This window comes from Pseudoxanthomonas sp. Root630 (assembly GCF_001427585.1).
Lineage (GTDB): Bacteria > Pseudomonadota > Gammaproteobacteria > Xanthomonadales > Xanthomonadaceae > Pseudoxanthomonas_A.
In genome coordinates, this window is sequence record NZ_LMGY01000008.1 from 1 (window position 1) to 19,347 (window position 19,347).

General features: G+C 69.0%; 16 protein-coding genes and 2 pseudogenes. All 18 read right to left on the reverse strand.

Annotated elements, in window-relative coordinates; all coding sequences use genetic code 11:
• Positions 1 to 1,574, reverse strand: a 1,574-nt coding sequence (locus ASD72_RS05565) for an MCP four helix bundle domain-containing protein (protein WP_056878959.1), incomplete at its 3' end; no start/stop codon positions are given.
• Positions 1,575 to 1,749: 175 nt separating this feature from the next.
• Positions 1,750 to 2,943: a porin gene (locus tag ASD72_RS05570; protein ID WP_056878960.1), complete on the reverse strand. Its 1,194-nt coding sequence runs from the start codon at positions 2,941 to 2,943 to the stop codon at positions 1,750 to 1,752.
• Positions 2,944 to 3,025: 82 nt separating this feature from the next.
• Positions 3,026 to 5,020, reverse strand: a complete 1,995-nt coding sequence (locus tag ASD72_RS05575) for a chemotaxis protein CheA (protein ID WP_056878961.1) — start codon at positions 5,018 to 5,020, stop codon at positions 3,026 to 3,028.
• 48 nt (positions 5,021 to 5,068) lie between these two features.
• Positions 5,069 to 5,434, reverse strand: coding sequence for a response regulator (locus ASD72_RS05580; RefSeq protein WP_056878962.1), 366 nt, complete (start codon positions 5,432 to 5,434; stop codon positions 5,069 to 5,071).
• Entirely contained in the window at positions 5,431 to 5,748 is a 318-nt protein-coding gene (locus ASD72_RS05585) for an STAS domain-containing protein (protein ID WP_056878963.1), read from the reverse strand. The genes ASD72_RS05580 and ASD72_RS05585 overlap by 4 nt, the downstream gene beginning before the upstream one ends.
• A gap of 113 nt (positions 5,749 to 5,861) precedes the next feature.
• Entirely contained in the window at positions 5,862 to 6,890 is a 1,029-nt protein-coding gene (locus ASD72_RS05590; RefSeq protein WP_056878964.1) for a chemotaxis protein CheW, read from the reverse strand.
• Complete coding sequence (locus ASD72_RS05595; RefSeq protein WP_056878965.1) at positions 6,887 to 7,669, reverse strand: ParA family protein; 783 nt, start codon at positions 7,667 to 7,669, stop codon at positions 6,887 to 6,889. Before ASD72_RS05595 ends, ASD72_RS05590 begins: the two co-directional genes overlap by 4 nt.
• Before the next feature lie 113 nt (positions 7,670 to 7,782).
• A pseudogene (motD, locus tag ASD72_RS05600) lies at positions 7,783 to 8,631 on the reverse strand (flagellar motor protein MotD); the annotation flags it as partial.
• Positions 8,632 to 8,643: 12 nt separating this feature from the next.
• Positions 8,644 to 9,384, reverse strand: a complete 741-nt coding sequence (locus tag ASD72_RS05605; RefSeq protein ID WP_056878966.1) for a flagellar motor protein — start codon at positions 9,382 to 9,384, stop codon at positions 8,644 to 8,646.
• Between the two features lie 218 nt (positions 9,385 to 9,602).
• The gene (locus tag ASD72_RS05610; protein WP_056878967.1) at positions 9,603 to 11,363 is read right to left on the reverse strand and encodes a chemotaxis protein CheA; all 1,761 of its coding nucleotides are present in this window, start codon (positions 11,361 to 11,363) and stop codon (positions 9,603 to 9,605) included.
• Between the two features lie 27 nt (positions 11,364 to 11,390).
• Positions 11,391 to 11,525: a hypothetical protein gene (locus ASD72_RS21630; RefSeq protein WP_255357636.1), complete on the reverse strand. Its 135-nt coding sequence runs from the start codon at positions 11,523 to 11,525 to the stop codon at positions 11,391 to 11,393.
• A 35-nt stretch (positions 11,526 to 11,560) separates the two neighbouring features.
• Positions 11,561 to 12,172 carry a protein phosphatase CheZ gene (locus ASD72_RS05615; protein ID WP_056878968.1) on the reverse strand — a complete coding sequence of 204 codons (612 nt, stop codon included), beginning with the start codon at positions 12,170 to 12,172 and terminating at the stop codon, positions 11,561 to 11,563.
• On the reverse strand, positions 12,172 to 12,552 hold the full coding sequence (gene cheY, locus ASD72_RS05620) for a chemotaxis response regulator CheY (RefSeq protein WP_056879027.1): 381 nt from the start codon (positions 12,550 to 12,552) through the stop codon (positions 12,172 to 12,174). Before cheY ends, ASD72_RS05615 begins: the two co-directional genes overlap by 1 nt.
• 117 nt (positions 12,553 to 12,669) lie before the next feature.
• Positions 12,670 to 13,422, reverse strand: coding sequence for an RNA polymerase sigma factor FliA (locus ASD72_RS05625; RefSeq protein ID WP_056878969.1), 753 nt, complete (start codon positions 13,420 to 13,422; stop codon positions 12,670 to 12,672).
• A pseudogene (locus ASD72_RS05630) lies at positions 13,419 to 14,231 on the reverse strand (MinD/ParA family protein); the annotation flags it as partial. The pseudogene ASD72_RS05630 and the gene ASD72_RS05625, both read right to left, overlap by 4 nt.
• 55 nt (positions 14,232 to 14,286) lie before the next feature.
• A complete protein-coding gene (flhF, locus tag ASD72_RS05635) occupies positions 14,287 to 16,038 on the reverse strand; it encodes a flagellar biosynthesis protein FlhF (protein WP_056878970.1) in 1,752 nt (583 codons plus the stop codon).
• 48 nt (positions 16,039 to 16,086) lie between these two features.
• The gene (flhA, locus tag ASD72_RS05640) at positions 16,087 to 18,171 is read right to left on the reverse strand and encodes a flagellar biosynthesis protein FlhA (RefSeq protein WP_056878971.1); all 2,085 of its coding nucleotides are present in this window, start codon (positions 18,169 to 18,171) and stop codon (positions 16,087 to 16,089) included.
• A complete protein-coding gene (gene flhB / locus ASD72_RS05645; protein ID WP_056878972.1) occupies positions 18,168 to 19,298 on the reverse strand; it encodes a flagellar biosynthesis protein FlhB in 1,131 nt (376 codons plus the stop codon). Before flhB ends, flhA begins: the two co-directional genes overlap by 4 nt.
• Positions 19,299 to 19,347: the final 49 nt, after the last annotated feature.

The following is a 19,347-nucleotide window of genomic DNA, read 5'->3' on the forward strand; positions in this document are numbered from 1 at the left end:
TGCGAGGCGACACCGGCGGCACCGATGGCCAGCTGGTTGGCCTGGCGGGCGGACTCGGCGTTCTGGCGCACGGTGGAGGTCAGTTCCTCCATCGAGGCGGCGGTTTCTTCCAGATTGGCGGCCTGCTGCTCGGTACGACGCGAGAGGTCGTTGTTGCCCGACGCGATCTCGCCCGCGGCGGTGTTGATGCTCAGGGCGGCCATCTGGATGCCGCCGACGATCTCCGTCAGCTGGGTGACCGTGGCATTGGCATCGTCGCGCATGGTGGCGAACACGCCGTGGAAGTCGCCTTCCATGCGGGCGGTCAGGTCGCCGCGGGCGATGGCCTGCAGCAGCGCGGAGACTTCAGCCAGGTTCCCGTCGGTGGTTTCCATCAGACGGTTCACGCCGGACACCATCTCGCGGAAGTCGTACTCGTACCTCTGTTCGTCGCCACGCTGCGAGAAATCGCCGATCGCCGCAGCGGACGCCAGTCGCTTGATGTCGCCGTTGATGGCGGACAGATTGGCCTTGCACATGTCCATGGCTTCGGTGATGACCACCTTCTCGCCGGGCAGGCGGTCCATGTCAATCGACAGGTCGCCGACGGCGTAGCGTCGCATGATCTCCACTGCGCGCATCTTCACGCCGATGTGCTGTGCGACCAGGGTGTTGGTGTCGCGCACCATGCGGCCATAATCGCCGGGAAACGTGCTGTCGTCGATGCGGAAGCTGATCTGGCCTTCGTCGTGGCGACGCGTCATCTCGGCGAGTGCGGCGATGACCGACTTGACCTGCGTCTGCATGCGTTGCATGGAGCCCAGCAGTTTGCCGGTCTCGCTGCGGTCATCGATGATGATCTCGCGATCAAGCTGACCACGCGCCACGGCGTCTGCGACGCTCGTGACCTCGGCCATCGGCCGCACGATCGAACGCGTGATGAGGACCGCGGCCGCGATGGCCAAGAGCATCGCCACCACCACCAGCACGCCGATGGCCTTGATGTTGGTGCTGTAGCCGGCCTCCTGGGCGGCGACCGCTTCGTCCAGCACCTTCATCTTCGTGTCCAGCATCCGCGCGACGGCATCGGCGGTGGCCTGGCGCAGGTCGCCGGCGGCACTGGCGGGCGTCAGATCGCCGACCTTGACCGACTCGATCAGCCGGCGGCTGTTATCGAAGTACAGCGCGGATTTCGCCATCATCTCCTGGTGCAGTGCCTGGTCCTGCTTGTCGGCAAGGCCGGCGCCATACGCCTTGGCAAGCTCGTCGAAGGCCTTGCCGCCCGCGATCAGTTCGCCCGTGTATTCGGCGACCTTCTCCGGGTCTTCGTAGCCGGCGACCAGGCCGCGCTCGCTGACGCGGTATTCAGCCAGCATCGTGGCCATGCGACCCAGGTCGCGGATGGCCGGGACTTCCTTCTTCGTGATGTCCAGCACCACGTCCTGCGCCGCGCCCATCCGCAGCGCGGAAAAAACGCCGGTGGCCACAATGAGCAGGACGAGGACGGCGAAGCCGATGGCCAAGCGTTTGCCGATGTTGAGGTGCTTGAACATGAAGATGGTCTCGATTGGGTTCAGCGGTTGGGGCGGGCGCATCAGGGCGAGGGCAAGTGCTGCCCGCAACTTCTTGGTGCGGCGTCTGCTTTGGAGTAACGGCGCTGGCGACCGCTTCTTTACAGCGGTCCGGACGAAAGGTAAGCGGACTTACGAAACTGTCGCCGGCGCCCCACGCGAACCGTGACCGGCGGCGCGGGGCAGGGCGGCGGAGCGGTCAGAACTGCAGCTGTGCGCGCAGTTCGAACACCGAAGGATCGGCAGAGAACGCACCGCGCGTGGCATCGGTCTTCACGTAGTTCGCCTGGAATTTGAAGTACTGCGTCAGGTACCAGTTCGCGCCCAGCGTCCAATCGGACTGGCGGCCGCCGGCGATGCCGTCGCTGTCCAGGTCGATGCGGCTGTAGCGTGCGAGCAGCTCGACCGCGCCGTACCTGCCCTTGGGCTTCGGATTGGCGACATTGCCGCCGCTGTAGCCGCGCGATTCGCCGGTGGCGAACCAACTGCCGAACACGTACGCACCGTCCGCCGAGTAGGACGGCAGGCCGAGGTCGCGCGTGGTTTCCTGATGCAGGTATTCGCCCTGCACGGACCAGGGGCCACGGATCCAGAGCGCTTCCAGGCCGGTGCGCTCGATGCGGTCCACGCGGGTCAGCGTGCCGGAATCCACCAGCCGCACCGCGGTCAGCGCGGCTTCCGGCTTGGCGCGCCAGCGCACGCTCGGGTAGACGGTCACACCGAGGCCGTTGACCTCGCTGTCGGGCCGTTCCTGTGAGGCGGCGAAGCCCAGGTGGAGCACGTCGCCGGCGGCCTTGCGCGGCGTCCACGCCAGGCGCACGGCGGCGGTCTCGCCCTTGTTGTTGCCCAGCAGGTCGGATTCGAAGAAGTAACCGGCGTTGACCAGGTAGCGATCACGCTCGAATGCCCAATCGATGCCGCTGCGACGGTTCTCGTAGAACGCCTGCGTGGGCAGCGAGGCTTCCAGGAAGCTGACCGCGCGCGTGGCGGTGTTGCCTTCGAAGCCCAGCGGCACCTTCATCTGGCCGATGCGTACCTTGCCGTAGTCGCGGCCGAACAGCGCCTTGGTTTCCACGCGCAGCGCCACGTCGTTCCAGCTCTTGGCCTGGAAATCGTAGGTCACGCCAAGGTCGTACACGCCCTTGCGGCGCAGGGTGAAACCCAACTCCTGCCGGCGCCAGGCATCGTCGTCTTCCAGCACGGCGCCGTTGTAGCCGTCGCCGGAGAATTGGTTGGCGTCGTACTGGAGATTGCCACCGAGGCTGAGTTCGGTGCCGTCCGCGAAGGTGACCTTCGGCGGCCAGGCAGCGGCTTTGGTGGTGCCGTCCGCGGCATGCGCGGGAGCGTGGGTGGCCGCGAGGGCCAGGGCGAGCAGGGAAAGTGCGTACTTCATGCGGATACCGGGAGTGTAAGGGCGTGCGCCGTCGTCGTCGCCAGAATTCGGCGACGGGGAAGGCCTCGCGGGAAAAGGGGGGTCAGGCGGCCTGCTGCATCCGGCGCGAGCGGACCAGGCCGCCCACGTCGACGATCAGGGCGACGCGGCCGTCACCGAGGATCGTCGCGCCGGAGATGCCGTCGATGCGGCGGTAGTTGTTCTCGAGGTTCTTGACCACCACCTGCTGCTGGCCGATCAGTTCATCGACTTCCAGTGCAAGTTTCTGGCCATCGGCCTCGACCACGACGACGAGCGGGTCTTCGGCGCGCGTGTCGCCGTAGCGGTAGTACTCGTTGAGCGCGACCATCGGCAGATACTCGCCGCGCACGCGCAGCACGCGGCCGTCGCCGGCGACGGTGCGCACGTCTTCGGCGACCGGCTGCAGTGCCTCGAGCACGTAGGTCAGCGGCAGGATCACGGTCTCGTCGCCGACCGACACGGCCATGCCGTCGAGGATGGCCAGCGTCAGCGGCAGGCGGATCACCACGCGGGTGCCCTGGCCGGCGGCGCTTTCGAGCTGCACTTCACCGCCGAGGGCCTGGATGTTGCGGCGGACCACGTCCATGCCCACGCCACGCCCGGACAGGTCGGTGACGGCGTCGGCGGTGGAGAAGCCCGGCTGGAAGATGAGGTCCCAGACCTGGGAATCGGTCGGGTTCTCCGGCACGGCGAGGCCACGTTCGGCCGCCTTGGCGAGGATGCGTTCGCGATTGAGGCCGCGGCCGTCGTCGCTGACTTCGATGACGATGTGGCCGCCCTGGTGCGAGGCCGCCAGGGTGATCGTGCCGGTCTCGTCCTTGCCGGCCTGTGCACGTGCGTCGGGCATTTCCAGCCCGTGGTCGATCGAGTTGCGGACCAGGTGCACCAGCGGGTCGGCGATGCGTTCGATCAGGCCCTTGTCGAGCTCGGTGCCTTCGCCGACGGTGCGCAGGCGCACCTGCTTGCCAAGGCGGGCGGACAGGTCGCGGACCAGGCGCGGGAAGCGACGGAACACCGCGTCCACGGGCAGCATGCGCACGCCGATGACGGCTTCCTGCAGGTCGCGCGTATTGCGTTCCAGCAGGTCCAGGCCGGCGAACAGGCGCTCGCACTGGGCGGGGTCGAGCACGCCCGAGACCTGCTTGAGCATGGCCTGGGTGATGACCAGTTCGCCGACCAGGTTGATCAGGCCGTCGATCTTGTCGACGCTGACGCGGATCGAGGTTTCGGCGGTGTCGTTGGCGGCGGCCTGTGCGGGCGCAGCGCCGGCCTGTGCGGGCGCGGCGGCGCCGACGACCAGCGCGGGCGCTGCCGCAGCGGCTTCGACGGCGGCCACCGGGATGGCATCGCGCTGCATCGGCTGGATGTCCAGCTCGCAGTCGTCGACGACCCACGCGAAGACGTCGTCCACCGCACTGCGCGGCACCTTGCCGATCAGGCCGAGGTCCCACGCCAGGTAGGCTTCGAGCGGATCGATCTGGTCGAAGCCGGGCAGGCGTTCCAGCCGGCAGGCGACGTCCAGCGGGCCGAGGTGTTCCAGTTCGCGGATGATCCGCAGCGGATCGTTGCCGCTCATGAACAGCGACGGTGCCGGGGTGAAGCCGATCTTCCAGCCTTCGGGCGTCTCGTCGGCCTTCGGCGCTGCGGTCGCGGCGACGGGAGCGTCATGACCGGTCAGCACGGCATTGAGGCGGTCCTTGATCGCCTGCACGGCGGCGGGATCGGCCGGCGTGCCGTGTTCGGCTTCGGCGAGCAGCGCGCGCAGCACATCCACCGAGGCGAGCATCGCGTCCACCGCCGGCGGGCTGACGGCGCGCTGGCCGGCGCGCAGCTCGTCGAGCAGCGTTTCCAGCACATGGGTCATGCCGGCGATCGCATCGAAACCGAAGGTGGCCGAGCCGCCCTTGATCGAATGCGCCGCGCGGAAGATGGAGTTGATCAGGTCGCCATCGCGGCTGCCCTGTTCCAGCGACAGCAGGCCTGCTTCCATGGCTTCCAGTCCTTCGCGGCTTTCCTCGAAGAACGTGGCGTGGAAGCGCTGCATGTCCATGTTCATTGCGATGGAGACCTGTGGCGGAAGACGGTGTAGGGGGAGGCGGGGCTATCAGCCCAGGACTTTCTGGACGGTGGCGACCAGTTGTTCCGGATTGAACGGCTTGACCAGCCAGCCGGTGGCACCGGCGGCCTTGCCTTCGGCCTTCTTGTCGGCGGCCGATTCGGTGGTCAGCATCAGCATCGGCGTGAACTTGTAGTCCGGCAGGCCGCGCAGCGCACGGATCAGCGAGATGCCGTCCATGTTCGGCATGTTGACGTCGGTGACGACGGCATTGAACCGCTGCCCCTGCGCACGTCCCAGTGCGACCTGGCCGTCTTCGGCTTCGTCCACGGAGAAACCCGCCGAGCTGAGGGCGAAGGCGACCATCTGTCGCATCGAGGCCGAATCGTCCACTACCAGAATGCGTGCGCTCATGCGGCGTTCTCCACTTGTTGCGTATTGATGTTGGTGTCGTCGGCGGCCGGCAGGCCCAGCTGGCGTCCCACGCCCAGCAGGCGTGCGGCGTCGCGGAAGCTCTGGCTGACCGCGCCGAAGTCGGTGGCCAGGCCCGCCTGCTGACGCTGCCGCACGAAGCTGCACAGCACTTGCAGGCTGGCCGTGTGGATGCGCTGCACGGTGCCGGCATCCAGCACCAGCGGCGCCGCGTCGGCGACGTGCAGGGCGAGATGCTGTTTGAGGTCGGTGGCGGCCTCGATACCGAGGTCGTCACCCAGGGGCACTGCGCTCATCGTGTCTCCGGAAGGGCGGCTCTAGAGGAGGTATCGGCGCGAGCCGATGGCTCTTTAGAGGTGCGCGTGAATGTGTGACGCGCGTCGGACTGTCGCGGGGTGCGGTGCATGGGTCAGGTCAGCAGCTGCGAGGCGTCCAGCAGGATCACCGCGCGTTCGTTGAGCCGCGCCACGCCGCGGAACAGCGGGTTGGCGATGCGGCCCACGCGGGCGTTGTCCGGGGATTCGATCTGGTGGTCGCTGAGGTTGGCCACGTCCTCCACCGCGCTGACGCGCAAGCCGAGGATCTCGCCATGTTCTTCGAGCACCACGATGCGGGTGGTCGCGTCGGATTCGATCGCACGGCGGCCGAGATACAGGCCTAGGTCGATCACCGGCACCACCTGGCCGCGCAGGTTCATCACGCCGAGCATGTGCGGCGCCGCACCGCGCAGCGGCAGCAGCGTGGCCGGCAGCACGACTTCCTGCACCTTGAGCAGTTCCAGCGCGTAGTGCTGCTGGTCGCAGCGCAGGCGCAGCCAGCGGGTCTTGCGTTCGGTCGCCCGGCGGCGTTGACCGCTGTCCACTGGCGTCTGCAGGTAGGGATGGGTGGGCAGGGGCGGCAGTGCCCGCGGCATGGCGGGCGGAGCAGGTACGACGGGCGCAGGCGCCTTTTCCGCAGCGGGCGCAGGTGGCGACGGGCGTGCCGTCGGCGCGGCGCCGCCATGCAACTCGTCGAGCAGCGCTTCGAACTCGTCGTCGGAGATCGCATCGCCGGCAGGCGCACGCGACGGCGCGATGGCCAGGGCGGGTGCCGGCGTCTGCACGGGCGCTGTTGCCGGTGCGGCGTGGGCCTGCGGCACGCCATCGCCATGCAACTGGTCGAGCAAGGCTTCGAATTCGTCGTCGGTGATCAGGTCGGCTTCTGCGCCGGCGCGGACGGGGGCCACGGCCAGGACGGGCGCAGGTGCGGGGGCATCAGGAACGATCACCGGCGCGTCGGGCACGGGTGCTTCAAGAATGCCCACTTCCGCCACGGGAGCGGGTGTGGGTTCGATGGCGGCGGCGACAACCGCAGGTGCTTCGACCGCGGGTGCCGGCGCGATGCCGACATCGCCGAGCAGATCCTGCAGGTAATCGTCGAGGACGGCCGGCGTGGTCATGCGGCCTGCTCCGTGGCGCGGGCTTCGGTCAGCAGCAGCCAGTCCAGCGCGCGGCGGTAGGCGGACAGGCCGCGGCCGGGATACTGCGCGGCCGGCGCGGAATGCGTCAGCGCTTCGACACTGCAGATGCGGGTGTCGTTGGGAATGGCATCGTTCCAGACCGCCTCGCCGTGGGTTTCCTGCATGGCCTTCAGCGTGTCGGCGCCGGTGCGCGTGCGCTTGTCGTGCAGCGTGGGCAGGATCGACACCGGCAGCGCGCGGCGGCGTGAGCGTTCGATCATCTCGGTGGTGCGGCACATGCCCTGCAGGCCGTGCAGCGCCAGCGGTTCTGTCTGGGTGGGGATGATCACGTGGTCGGCGGCCGCCAGCGCATTGACCATCAGCAGGCCGAGCGTGGGCGGACAGTCGAACAGCACGTAGTCGTACGCGGCGCCGGCGCGCGACAGCGCGTTCGACAGCGCCAGGCCCAGGCCGGCCTGGGTGGCGCTGCGGCGCTCCAGCGTGGCCAGCGGCGTCTGCGCGGCCACGAAGGCGAGGTTCTCGATCTCGGTGGCGCGCGCCAGGCGCGCCAGCTCCGGCGGATTCTCGTCGAACAGATCCAGCACGCCGGCCGGCTGCGGGTCGGCGGGCACGCCGAACGCCCGCGTCAGCGAGGCATGAGGATCCAGGTCCACCAGCAGCACGCGGTAACCGCGCATCGCCAGCCCGCGCCCGAGGGCGAGGGTGGTGGTCGTCTTGCCAACACCGCCTTTCTGGTTGGCGATCGCCCACACGCGCATCACTGGACTCCTTCATGGACCTGGGGCGCCGGCGGCGCTCCGGGCATGGGCGTCGCGGCGTGCGTCGGCAACGGCGGCAGCGAGATCACTGACGGCGGGGCGACGGCTTCCTGCTGGGCATGCAATTCCGGTGCCGGACCGCCGGGGCTGGCCAGGATGATCAGCAATACGCGGCGATTGGCGTTGCGGCCCTCGAGCGTGGCGTTGTCGGCGATGGGGCGGAACTCGCCGTAGCCGATCATCGCCAGGCGCTCCGGCGGGATTCCGTCGCGGACGAACAGATGCACCACGCTGGCCGCACGCGAGGACGAGAGTTCCCAATTGGAGGGGAACTGCGCGGTCCGGATCGGCCGGTCGTCGGTATAGCCCTCCACGCGGACCGAATTCGGCACGCCGGCCAGCACCGCGCCCAGCTTGCCGACCGTCTCCTGCGCCTGCGGGTCCAGGGTCGCCGACCCGGTCGCGAACAGGATGTCGCTGTTGATCTGCACTTCCAGCCAGAGCGTGGAGCGCTTGATGGTGACGAGCTTCTCGTCGATCAGCGGCGCCAGGGCGCGCTCGAGGTCGTCGGCGATGCGCTTGAGTTCACCCTGCGCGCTCTGCAGGCCCTTGGCGTCCAGCGGCAGGTTCATCTGCGAGGCCATCGCCGCCAGCAGGGTGACGTTGGGCGACGGCGAAGGCGCCGACGGTCCCTGCTTGGCGCCGGACTTGATCGGCGAAGGGCGGTCGAAGTCGGCGCCCTGCAACTGGTGGTTGCCCACCTGCACCGGATTGATCGTGCGCGGCGCACCGCCGAAGGCGGCGGTGAGCGCGTCGGCCATCACCCGGTACTTGCCTTCGTTGAGGGTGGAGATGGCGTACATCACCACGAAGAAGGCGAGCAGCAGGGTCATGAGGTCCGCGTACGGAATCGCCCAGGCCTCATGATTGGCGTGTTCCTCGTGCTTGTGCCGGCGTGCCATGGTCGCGCCGGCTCAGTGCAGGAAGCCGGCCAGCTTGGCCTCGATGTTGCGCGGGTTCTCGCCCTGCGCGATGGCGATCAGGCCTTCGATGATCATCTCCTGCTCGCGGCTGCGGCCACCGATGACGCTCTTGAGCTTGCTCGCGATGGGCAGGAAGAACAGGTTGGCCGACGCGATGCCGTAGATCGTCGCGGTGAACGCGGCGGCGATGCCATGGCCCAGCTTGCTGGGGTCGGCGAGGTTCTTCATCACCGCGATCAGGCCGAACACGGCGCCGATGATGCCCAGCGTGGGCGCATAGATGCCCATGGCCTCGAACACCTTCGCGGCGGCGAGGTCCTGGTGCTCCTGGCCGTTGAGGTCGATCTCCATCATGTGCCGGATCGATTCCGGCTCCACGCCGTCGACCAGCATCTGCAGGCCTTTCTTCAGGAAGGGGTCGTCCTGCTGGTTGACCAGCGGTTCCAGTCCCAGCAGGCCCTGCTTGCGGGCGATGTTGCTCCAGTCGACGATCTCGGCGATCAGCGCCTCGCCGTCGGTGCCCGGCGGGCGGATCACCCAGCGGACGATGGCGACGGCGCGCTTGAACACCGGCGGCGGCGTGTGCACCAGGATCGCGGCGAGGGTGCCCAGGATCACGATGACGAACGCGGCCGACGACCACAGCGACGACAGGCCCGCACCCTTGAGGATGCTGCCACCGACCAGCGCGACCAGCGCGAGCAGGAGTCCGATGAGGCTGAAGATGTCCATGTAGCGATCTATCGGCCCAATTCAGGTGGACTTGAGGTGTGCGTCCTGTAGGAGCGACGTAAGTCGCGACCGGGATCACACCCGGCTCTTTCTTGTGGGAGCGACGTAAGTCGCGAGCTCTTTCCTTCAGACAGCGAGATTCGCTCGCACCCCGCCTCGCGGTCATCGCGACTTACGTCGCTCCCACGGCAGCCCAGCTCCTACAGAGAGCTCAAGCCTCACGCCGTCGCGCGCAGGCCGTCCACGTCGAGGATCAGGGCCATGCGGCCGTCGCCGATCAGGGTGGCGCCGGCGTAGCCGGGCAGGCCGCGCACGGCGCGCGGCAGGGGTTTGATGACCACTTCTTCGCGGCCGCGCACCTGGTCGACGACCAGGCCGAAACGCTGGTCGCCCATCTGCAGCACCACGATGGTGAGCAGCGGTGCGGCGGTGGGTTCCACCTGCAGCCAGTCGCGCAGGTCGACCAGGGGCAGCGTGTGCGACTGGCGGTCGAGCACGGCGCGACCGTCGAACCAGCGCAGGCTGGCGGCGGGCGCGTGCAGCACTTCCATGACCCGTGCCAGCGGCAGCGCGTAGACCGGCTCGCCCGCCTGCACCAGCAGCGTGGGCAGGATGGCCAGCGTCAGCGGCACGCGGATGACGAAGCGGCTGCCGCGGCCCACGTCGGAATGGATGGTGATCTGGCCGCTGAGTTCGCGGATGCGCGACTGGACCACGTCCATGCCCACGCCACGGCCGGAGATGTCGGTGACCTCGGCCTTGGTCGAGAAGCCGGGCAGGAAGATCAGCTGCAGGCACTCGTCGTGCGACAGGCGCGCGGCGGCCTCGGGGTCGATCAGGCCCTTTTCCAACGCCTTGACGCGCAAGCGCTCGGGGTCGATGCCGGCACCATCGTCGCGGATCTCGATGGTGACGAAATCGCCTTCCTGCTGCGCCGACAGGCGCACGTGGCCCTGGCGCGGCTTGCCGCTGGCATCGCGCAGCGATGGCACTTCGATGCCGTGGTCGATGGCGTTGCGCACCAGGTGCACCAGCGGATCGGCCAGGGCCTCCACCAGGTTGCGGTCCAGCTCGGTATCGGCGCCGACCAGTTCCAGGTCGACTTCCTTCTGCAACTGGCGGGCGACGTCGCGCGCCACCTTGGGGAAACGCGAGAACACCTTGCCGACCGGCTGCATGCGCGTGCGCATCACCGCGTTCTGCAGGCGTGCGGTGGCGATGTCGAGGCTGCTGACCGCGCGGTCGAGTTCCTCGTCGCGGATGCGTGCACGCAGGGTTTTCAACCGGTTGCGCGAGAGCACCAGCTCGCCGACCAGGTTGACGATGGCGTCCAACCGCTTGGTATCCACGCGGATGGTCTGTTCCGCTTCGCCGCCGGCCTTCGCCGCCGGCTTGGCGGCCGGTGCGGGCTTGGGTGCGGGCTTGGGTGCGGCAGGGGCGGGACGCGTCGGCGCAGGGGCCGGGGCGGCCATCCGGGTCGGTGCGGCGTCGCCCTGCAACTGGTCGAGCAGGGCTTCGAATTCGTCGTCGGTGATGAGGTCGCCGGAGGCCGGCGTGGCGGCCATCGTCGCGGCGACAGGCGCGTGCGCCGCCGGTGCGCCGCCCTGCACGTCGAACTGGTCGATCAGCGATTGCGGCGCGTGCGGCGGTTCTTCGCCTGCGCCGATCGCGTCCAGCATCTGCTGCAGATAATCCAGCGACTGCTGCGCGGCGTCGAAATGATGGGGTTCCAGCGCGGCCTGGCCGGCGCGGACCAGGCCGAGGGTTTCTTCTGCCGCATGGCAGAGGTTGACCATGGCCTGGATGCCGAGGAAGCCGGCGCCGCCCTTGAGCGTGTGGAAGCCGCGGAATACGGCATTCAATTGTTCGCTGTCGGACGGGTCCTGCTCCAGCGTGACCAGCTGTTCGCCCAGGCGGTCGAGGATTTCCTGCGCTTCGATCAGGAAGTCGGCGGCGATTTCGGGCGTGACGGCGGACATGGACGGGCGGTTACCGGAAGCGGTCGATCAGCGGACGGGGTGGACCAGGCGCGGCGACGCGGCGCGACGCGCGGTCAGGCGCCGGGCGATCGCGTCGCAGGCCAGCAGCAGCCCGACGAACAGCAGGAGGAGCGGATGGCGATGGACGGAACGGTGGCGCATGGCAGGTCTCCGGTTCCGCAGCGCCCGGCGATGGGCTACAGGCCCAGGCCGGAGAGCAGGTCGTCGGCGTCGTCCTGCGAGAACGCGTTGCGGTCAAGACCAGCAACGGCCGGACCGGCGAGTTCTGAAGTCTCTTTTTTCTCCGGCGGTGGCAGGCCGAGCGCACCGAAGCCCTCGTGTACCCGGCGCACGATGCCGGCGACGCGGCGGATGATCTGGCCGGTGAGGTCCTGGTAGCTCTGCGCCAGCGCCATTTCGGACAGGCCCTTGCCGATGCTGTCCACCAGCGCGGTCTGTTCGGCCGACAGGGAGGTGCCCTTCAGCTGGGTGGCATAACCGCGGCACTGTTCGGCCAGGTCCAGGGTCTTGTGGCTGGCCTGTTCGGTCATTTCGACCACGTGGTCCAGCCGCGAGCAGGCGTCGTCCAGCTCACCGGCGTCGGTCGGCGGCAGTTCGCCCAGGGTCTGCGCCAGTTCGCGGGCGAGGCGGCCCAGGCCCTGCATCATCGGCTGCGTACGCCAGGCGGCGATGGTGTCCAGTTCGCGGCGCCAGCCGGCTTCGTCGCCCTGTTCCAGGGCGTCGAGCGCGTGCTGCAGCCGTTCCGCCAGCGCGGCGCGCGCGCCGGTGATGTCGGCAACGGCGTTCATCAGGCGGCCGCTCCCAGGCGTTCGAAGATCTTGCCGAGCTTCTCTTCCAGTGTCTGCGCGGTGAACGGCTTGATGATGTAGCCGTTCACGCCGTTCTGCGCGGCTTCGATGATCTGCTCGCGCTTGGCCTCGGCGGTGACCATCAGCACGGGCAGGGTCTTGAAGCGGTCGTCGGCGCGGATCGCCTTCAGCAGCTCGATGCCGGTCATGCCGGGCATGTTCCAGTCGGTGACCACGAATTCGAAGCTGCCCTGCGACAGCGCGGTCAGTGCGCTGTTGCCGTCTTCGGCCTCGGCCGTGTTGGTGTAGCCGAGGTCGTTGAGCAGGTTCTTGATGATGCGGCGCATGGTGGAGAAGTCGTCCACGATCAGGATGCGCATGTTCTTGTTGGCGGTCACATCGAACTCCAGTAAAGCGTGCCCGGTGAGGGGCAAGGGCAGGGCAGGGGCTGCACGCGGCGGCCTACCGGAGCTTTATCGGCAGGCCGCGGGGATTCTTCAGTCGTCGTTTTCCAGGCCCGCGTCGGCCTTCTCGAAGACCTGCAGGCGGCCGCGCAGGCGGACCATGGCCTGGCCGTGGATCTGGCAGACCCGCGACTCGCTCACGCCGAGCACGGCGCCGATCTCCTTCAGGTTGAGTTCCTTCTCGTAGTACATCGACAGCACCAGCTGCTCCCGCTCCGGCAGGTGGCCGATGGCCTTGACCAGTTGCTGGCGGAACTCGCTGCGCTCGAGGTTCTGCTGTGGCGACGGGCCGCCGGTGCGCGAGGTGTTCGGTTCGCCGTGGTCGTCGATGTGCGATTCCAGGCTCAGCACCTGGCCGCGCGCGGCGTCTTCCATCAGGCGCAGGTATTCCGGCAGCGGCATCTCCATCGCCGAGGCGACTTCGGTGGCGATGGCGGCGCGGCCGGTGCGCTGCTCGATCTCGCGGACGGTGGCGGCGGCCTGGCGCGCCCGGCGGTGCACCGAGCGTGGCACCCAGTCGCCGCGGCGGATCTCGTCGATCATCGAGCCGCGGATGCGGATCGACGCATAGGTTTCGAACGAGGCGCCCTGTTCGGCGTCGTAGCTGCGCGAGGCTTCGATCAGGCCGATCATGCCGGCCTGGATCAGGTCGTCGATCTCCACGCTGGCCGGCAGGCGCGCCGCCAGGTGGTGGGCGATGCGGCGCACGAGGTCGGCGTGCTGGGTGACGCAGTCGGTGGCGGCACTGCGCTGCACGGCGCGGTATTGGGCGGCGGCGGTGTTCATGCGGCCACCCCGCGCTGGATCAGGCGTTCGACGAAGAACTCCACGTTGCCGCGGGCGCCTTGCGGCGGCTGCCAGCGGGCGGCGACGCGGGCGATGTCGGTGATGGCGCGGGCCGACGGGCTGCCCGGGTAGGCCTTCACGACGGCCTGCTGGCGCTGCACGGCGCGGCGCAGCCAGTCGTCCTGCGGCACGGCACCCAGGTAATGCAGGGCGACGTCGCCGAGGAAGCGCTCGCAGACGCGGGCCAGCTTCTCGTACAGCTTCCGGCCCTCGTTGGGGTCGCGGACCATGTTGGCGATCACGTGCACGCGGTCCAGGCCGCGCTCGCGCGCCAGCACCTTGATGAGCGCATACGCGTCGGTGATCGAGGCCGGTTCGTCGCAGACCACCACGACGGTGTCCTGTGCGGCCTGGCAGAAGGTCAGCACGCTGTCGGTGATGCCGGCGGCGGTATCGACCACCATGACGTCGAGGGCGCGCTGCAGTTCGGAGAACACGTTGACCAGGCCCACGTGCTCGGCCGGCGTCAGTTCGGCCATGTGGCGGAAACCCGACGAGGCCGGCACCACCATCAGGCCTTCAGGGCCTTCCAGCAGCACGTCCTCGAGCTGGCAGCGGCCGGCGACGAGATCGGCGAGGGTGAACTTCGGCGACAGGCCGAGCAGCACGTCCACGTTGGCCAGGCCCAGGTCGGCGTCCATCAGCAGCGTGCGCTTGCCCATCTCGGCCAGCGAGATCGCCAGGTTCACGGACACGTTGGTCTTGCCCACGCCGCCCTTGCCGCCGGTGATGGCGATGACGCGCACCGGATGGAATGCGGACGGGATCGGCGGGGTGCTGCGCGGATTGGTCTGCAGCAGGTGGTCAGGCGACATGGGTGGCCTCGGTCGAGCAGGGTTCGTCGGCTTCGCGGCGCAGCTGGTCCAGCCGCAGCACGAGGTGGGCGCTGTTGGCGCGGTGGAGGTCGTCGGGCACGCGCTGGCCGTCGGTCACCCAGGCCATCGGCAACTGGTGGTCCACGACCACCGACAGCGCGCTGCCCAGGCGACCGGTTTCGTCCAGCTTGGTCAGCACCACGCCTTGCGGCTGCACGGTGCTGAAGCGGCGGACGACTTCGTCCAGGTCGGAGAAATGGGAGTTGGCCGGCAGGCAGAGCAGGGTCTGCACCTGGCCGGAGGCGCGCAGCCAGTTGAGCTGGCCGACCAGGTTGCGGTCGCGCTGGCCCAGGCCGGCGGTGTCGATCAGCACCAGCTTGTAGTCGCGCAGGCGTTCGAGCACCAGCGCCAGGCTCTGCGCGCTGTCGGCCTCGTGCACCGCGATGCCGAGCTGGCGACCGTAGCCATGCAACTGCTCGCGGCCGCCGACGCGCACGGTGTCGGTAGTGACCAGGGCGACGTCGCGCGCGTTGTGGCGCTGCGCGAAGCAGGCCGCCAGCTTGGCGATGGTGGTGGTCTTGCCGGCGCCGGTGGGGCCGACCAGGGCGATCACGCCACCGGCTTCCAGCGGGTCGATCTCGGTGACGGGCAGCTTCTTCGACAGCAGGCCCAGCATCAGGCCGCGGCCGCGATAGGCCTCGGTGTCGGCGGGGATCTGCAGGGCGATGTCGCGGGTGATGCCGGCATCGAAACCGTAGTCTTCCATCAGTTCCATCGCCTGCATGCGCACCGGCGAACCACGCAGGCGTTCGTCGGTGAGGCGATGCATCTCGCGTTCGATCATTTCGCGCATCGCGGCCAGTTCGCCGCGCATGTGCACCAGCTGCTCGTCGCTCTCGCGTGCGTCGGTGGCGTCGTCGGCCACCACGGTCAGCGTCGGCACGGTGATGGCCGACGGGGCGGGGATGGCGGTTGCCGCGATCGCGCGGGCGGCCGGCAGCGTGGCCACCTTCGGCGCGGGCGCCGGCTCCGGCAGCGCGACCGGCGGGGCGATCGACGGCAACAGGGTGTCCAGGTCCAGCGTGTCGTCGGCTTCCGCACGCGCGGCGCTGCGCGTACGCGGGGTAGCGACGGGCTCGGCGACGGATTCGTTGGCCGGCGCGAAGACGGGCGCCGGTTCGTTGGCGGGCGGTGCCGGCAGGCAGGCGGCCAGCTTGGCGGCGAAGGATTCGGGTTCGATCAGCTGCGGTGCGATCTCGCGCACCGGCTGGCTGGGCGTGAAGCGCGGCGGGGCTTCGTTGGCGGCGGCGGCCGGCGTGGCCGCCACCGGTGCTACCGGCGTGCGCGGCGTGGCGACCGTGGTGTCGGCGCGCGCCGGCACCTGTGCGGCCGGCGCGGACGCGTTCTGGCGGCGCGCGAAGTAGTTGGCGGCGGCTTCGGCGGGCGACAGGGCCGGTGCGTTCGCCCCGGGTGCCACGGCGTTCGCGTCCGTGTTCGTGTTCGTGGCGCGTGCCGGTGCGGCCGGATCGAGCAGCGGATGCAGCGGGGCGGCGGCGTTGGCCGGGCGCATCGCATCCAGCGTGTGCTTCACCAGCGCTTCGTCGTAATTGCTGGCGGCGACGATCTCCACGCCGTCCTCGGTGACGCGGTTGGACAGGATCACGGCATCCGGGCCGTGTTCCTGGCGGACCATGGCGAAGGCGGTGCGCATGTCGGGAGCGACGAAGCGTTTGATTTTCATGGCGTGCTATCCGGTTCTCTGTCGCGTCGGGTTCTGCTGCTCCCGGTCTCAGCTGATCGTGCCGACCAGCTTCAACCGCTTGTCCTCGGGAACCTCGCTGTAGGCCAGCACCGACAGCGTGGGGACGCTGTGGCGGACCAGGCGGGCGAGGGCGGCGCGGACCGTTCCCGGTACCAGCACCACCGCAGGCTCGCTGCGGGCTTCCTGCTTGGTCACCACGTCGGCGAGGCTCTGGTGCAGGCGTTCCGCCAGTCCCGGTTCCAGCGCCGCGCCGGTTCCCTGGGTGCTGTCCTGCAAGACGCGTTCCAGATTCGGCGCCAAGGTGTAGACGGGCAGCTCGGGGGCCATGCCGGAGATCTCCTGCACGATGAAGCGCCCCAGCGAGGTGCGTACGGCGGCGGTGAGCGCGGCCGGGTCGGTGTTCTGCGGCGCGAACTCCACCAGCGCCTCGACGATGCGGCGCAGCTGGCGGATCGGTACGCGCTCGACCAGCAGGTTCTGCAGCACGCGCACCACGGTCGCCAGCGGCAGCGCCTTGGGCGTGAGGTCCTCGACCAGCTTGGGTGCGCTGCGGCCGAGCTGCGACAGCAGTTGCTGCACTTCCTCGTGGCCGAGCAGTTCCGGGGCGTGCTCACGCACCAGGTGCGAGAGGTGGGTGGCCATCACGGTGGCGGGATCGACCACGGTGTAGCCCAGCGATTCGGCGGTGGCCTTCTGGTGCGCCTGGATCCACACCGCGTCCAGGCCGAAGGCCGGGTCCTTGCCGGGAATGCCGTCGATGGTGCCGAAGGCGCCGCCCGGGTCCAGGGCCAGCTCGCGGTCCGGATGGATCTCGGCGGTGGCGACCGGCACGCCGTGCACCAGCAGGCGGTAACCGTTGGACGGCAGCTCCAGGTTGTCGCGGATGTGCACCGGCGGGATCAGGAAGCCCAGGTCCTGGGTCAGCTTCCGGCGCACCGCCTTGATGCGGGACATCAGTTCGCCGCCCTGGTTCTTGTCGACCAGCGGGATCAGCCGGTAGCCGACTTCCAGGCCCAGTGGATCGACCGGGCGCAGTTCGTCCCAGGTCAGCTCGGCGTTGCGGTCGGGCGCGCCCGGCGCGGGCAGGGCGGCGACATCGCCGCCGCCGGCCTCGGGGCCGTCCTGGGTGCGCTTCCACATCTTCCAGGCCAGATAGCCGAGGATCGCCGCCAGCGTCAAAAAGGCGACGTTGGGCATGCCCGGCACCAGGCCGACCAGGCCCAGTACGCCGGCGGCCACCGCCAGCGCCTTGTGCTGGCCGAAGGCCTGGCCCATCACGGCCTGGCCCATGTCCTCCGAGCGCGAGGCGCGGGTGACCAGCATCGCCACGGCGGACGAGACCAGCAGGGCGGGCAGCTGCGCCACCAGGCCGTCGCCGATCGACAGCAGGGTGTAGGTGGACGCCGCATCCGCGGCCGCCATGTCGTGTTGGAACATGCCGACGGCGAAGCCGCCGACCAGGTTGATGAACAGGATGAGGATGCCGGCGATGGCGTCGCCGCGGATGAACTTGTTGGCACCGTCCATCGAGCCGTAGAAGTCGGCTTCCGCACGGACTTCCTCGCGCCGGGCCTTGGCTTCCTCGCGGGTCAGGATGCCGGCGTTGAGGTCGGCGTCGATGGCCATCTGCTTGCCGGGCATCGCGTCCAGGATGAAGCGCGCCGAGACTTCGGCGATGCGGCCGGCACCCTTGGTGATGACCACGAAATTGATGATGGTCAGGATGGCGAACACCACGATGCCGACCGCGTAGTTGCCGCCCACCACGAACTCGCCGAAGGCGGCGATGACCTTGCCGGCGGCCTCGTGGCCGTCCTGGCCGTTGAGCAGGATCACGCGGGTGGAGGCCACGTTCAGCGCCAGGCGCAGCATCGTGGTCATCAGCAGGACGATCGGGAAGATCGTGAAATCCAGCGGCCGCTTCACGTAGATCACGGCCAGCAGCACCACCAGCGAGATGGCGATGTTGAAGCTGAAGAGCGCGTCCAGCACGGCGGGAGCCAGCGGCACGACGACCATCGCCAGCAGCGCCAGCACCACCAGGGGCGCGCCCAGGCCGTTCTTCAGCATGTCCAGCCAGCGCAGGCTGCTGGATGCCGGCTGCGCGCTCATGCCTTGCCTCCATGCTCATCCACGTCCACGGCGGGCATGTCCGGGTGCGGGGCATCGCCCACGCGCCAGGCGCGCAGCTGGTACACGTAGGACAGGATCTGGGCGACGGCGGCGTACAGTCTCACGGGGATCTCCCGGCCAAGCTGCCCTTCGCGATACAAGGCGCGTGCCAAAGGCGGCGCGGAGACGATGGCGATGCGGTGGGCGTCGGCCACTTCGCGGATGCGCAGGGCCAGTTCGTCCACGCCCTTGGCCACCACCCGGGGGGCGCCCATCTGGCCGGCCTCGTACTTCAGTGCGACCGCGTAATGGGTCGGGTTGACGACGATCACGTCGGCGGTCGGGACGTCTTCCATCATCCGGCGCTGCGACATCTGGTGCTGCATCTGGCGGATGCGGCCCTTCACTTCCGGGCTGCCCTCGCTTTCCTTCATCTCCTTGCGCAGCTCTTCGCGCGTCATCTTCAGCTTCCGCAGCCAGTTCCATTTCTGGTACGGCGCGTCGAGGGCGGCCAGCAGGATCAGGCCGCCGGTGGTTGCCAGCAGCAGGGTGCTGGTGAAGCCCAGCCCGCTGCGCACCGCCTGTTCCAGCGGCATCGTCAGCAGTTCGCGCAGGGGATTCAGGCCCAGCTTCAGGCAGATCGCCGCGGCGCCGCCGATCAGGGCCACGCGCAGCAGCGACTTCAGCAGTTCCGCCACGCTCTCGGCGCCGTACAAGCGCTTGAGGCCGGCGGCCGGGCTGAGCCGCTTGAAATCGGGCATCAGCGCCTTCTGCGAGAACTGGAAACCGCTCATCGCGATCGGCGCGACCAGGCCGGCCAGGACGCAGATGCCGGCCACGGGCGCCACCACGGCCAGCAGCTTCAGCAGCAGCAGGCCGACGTGGCCGAACAGCTGGTCCGGCTGGCGCATCAACGCCGGGTCGGGGGTCAGCGCGATCTTCATCCAGCCCAGCGTGTTGCGGGCGAGCGCGGGCCCCATGGCGGTGATCGCCAGCACGCCCGCCCCGAACACCGCCGCCGTCGCCAGCTCGCGCGAGCGCGGGATGTTGCCCTGTTCACGGGCTTCGCGGCGGCGTTTTTCGGTGGGAAGTTCTGTGCGTTCGCCGCTTTCGTCCTGCTCAGACATGGCGTGTTTCCGACGGGGTCGGAGCGCTTCGTGCAAGACCCGTTCCAGT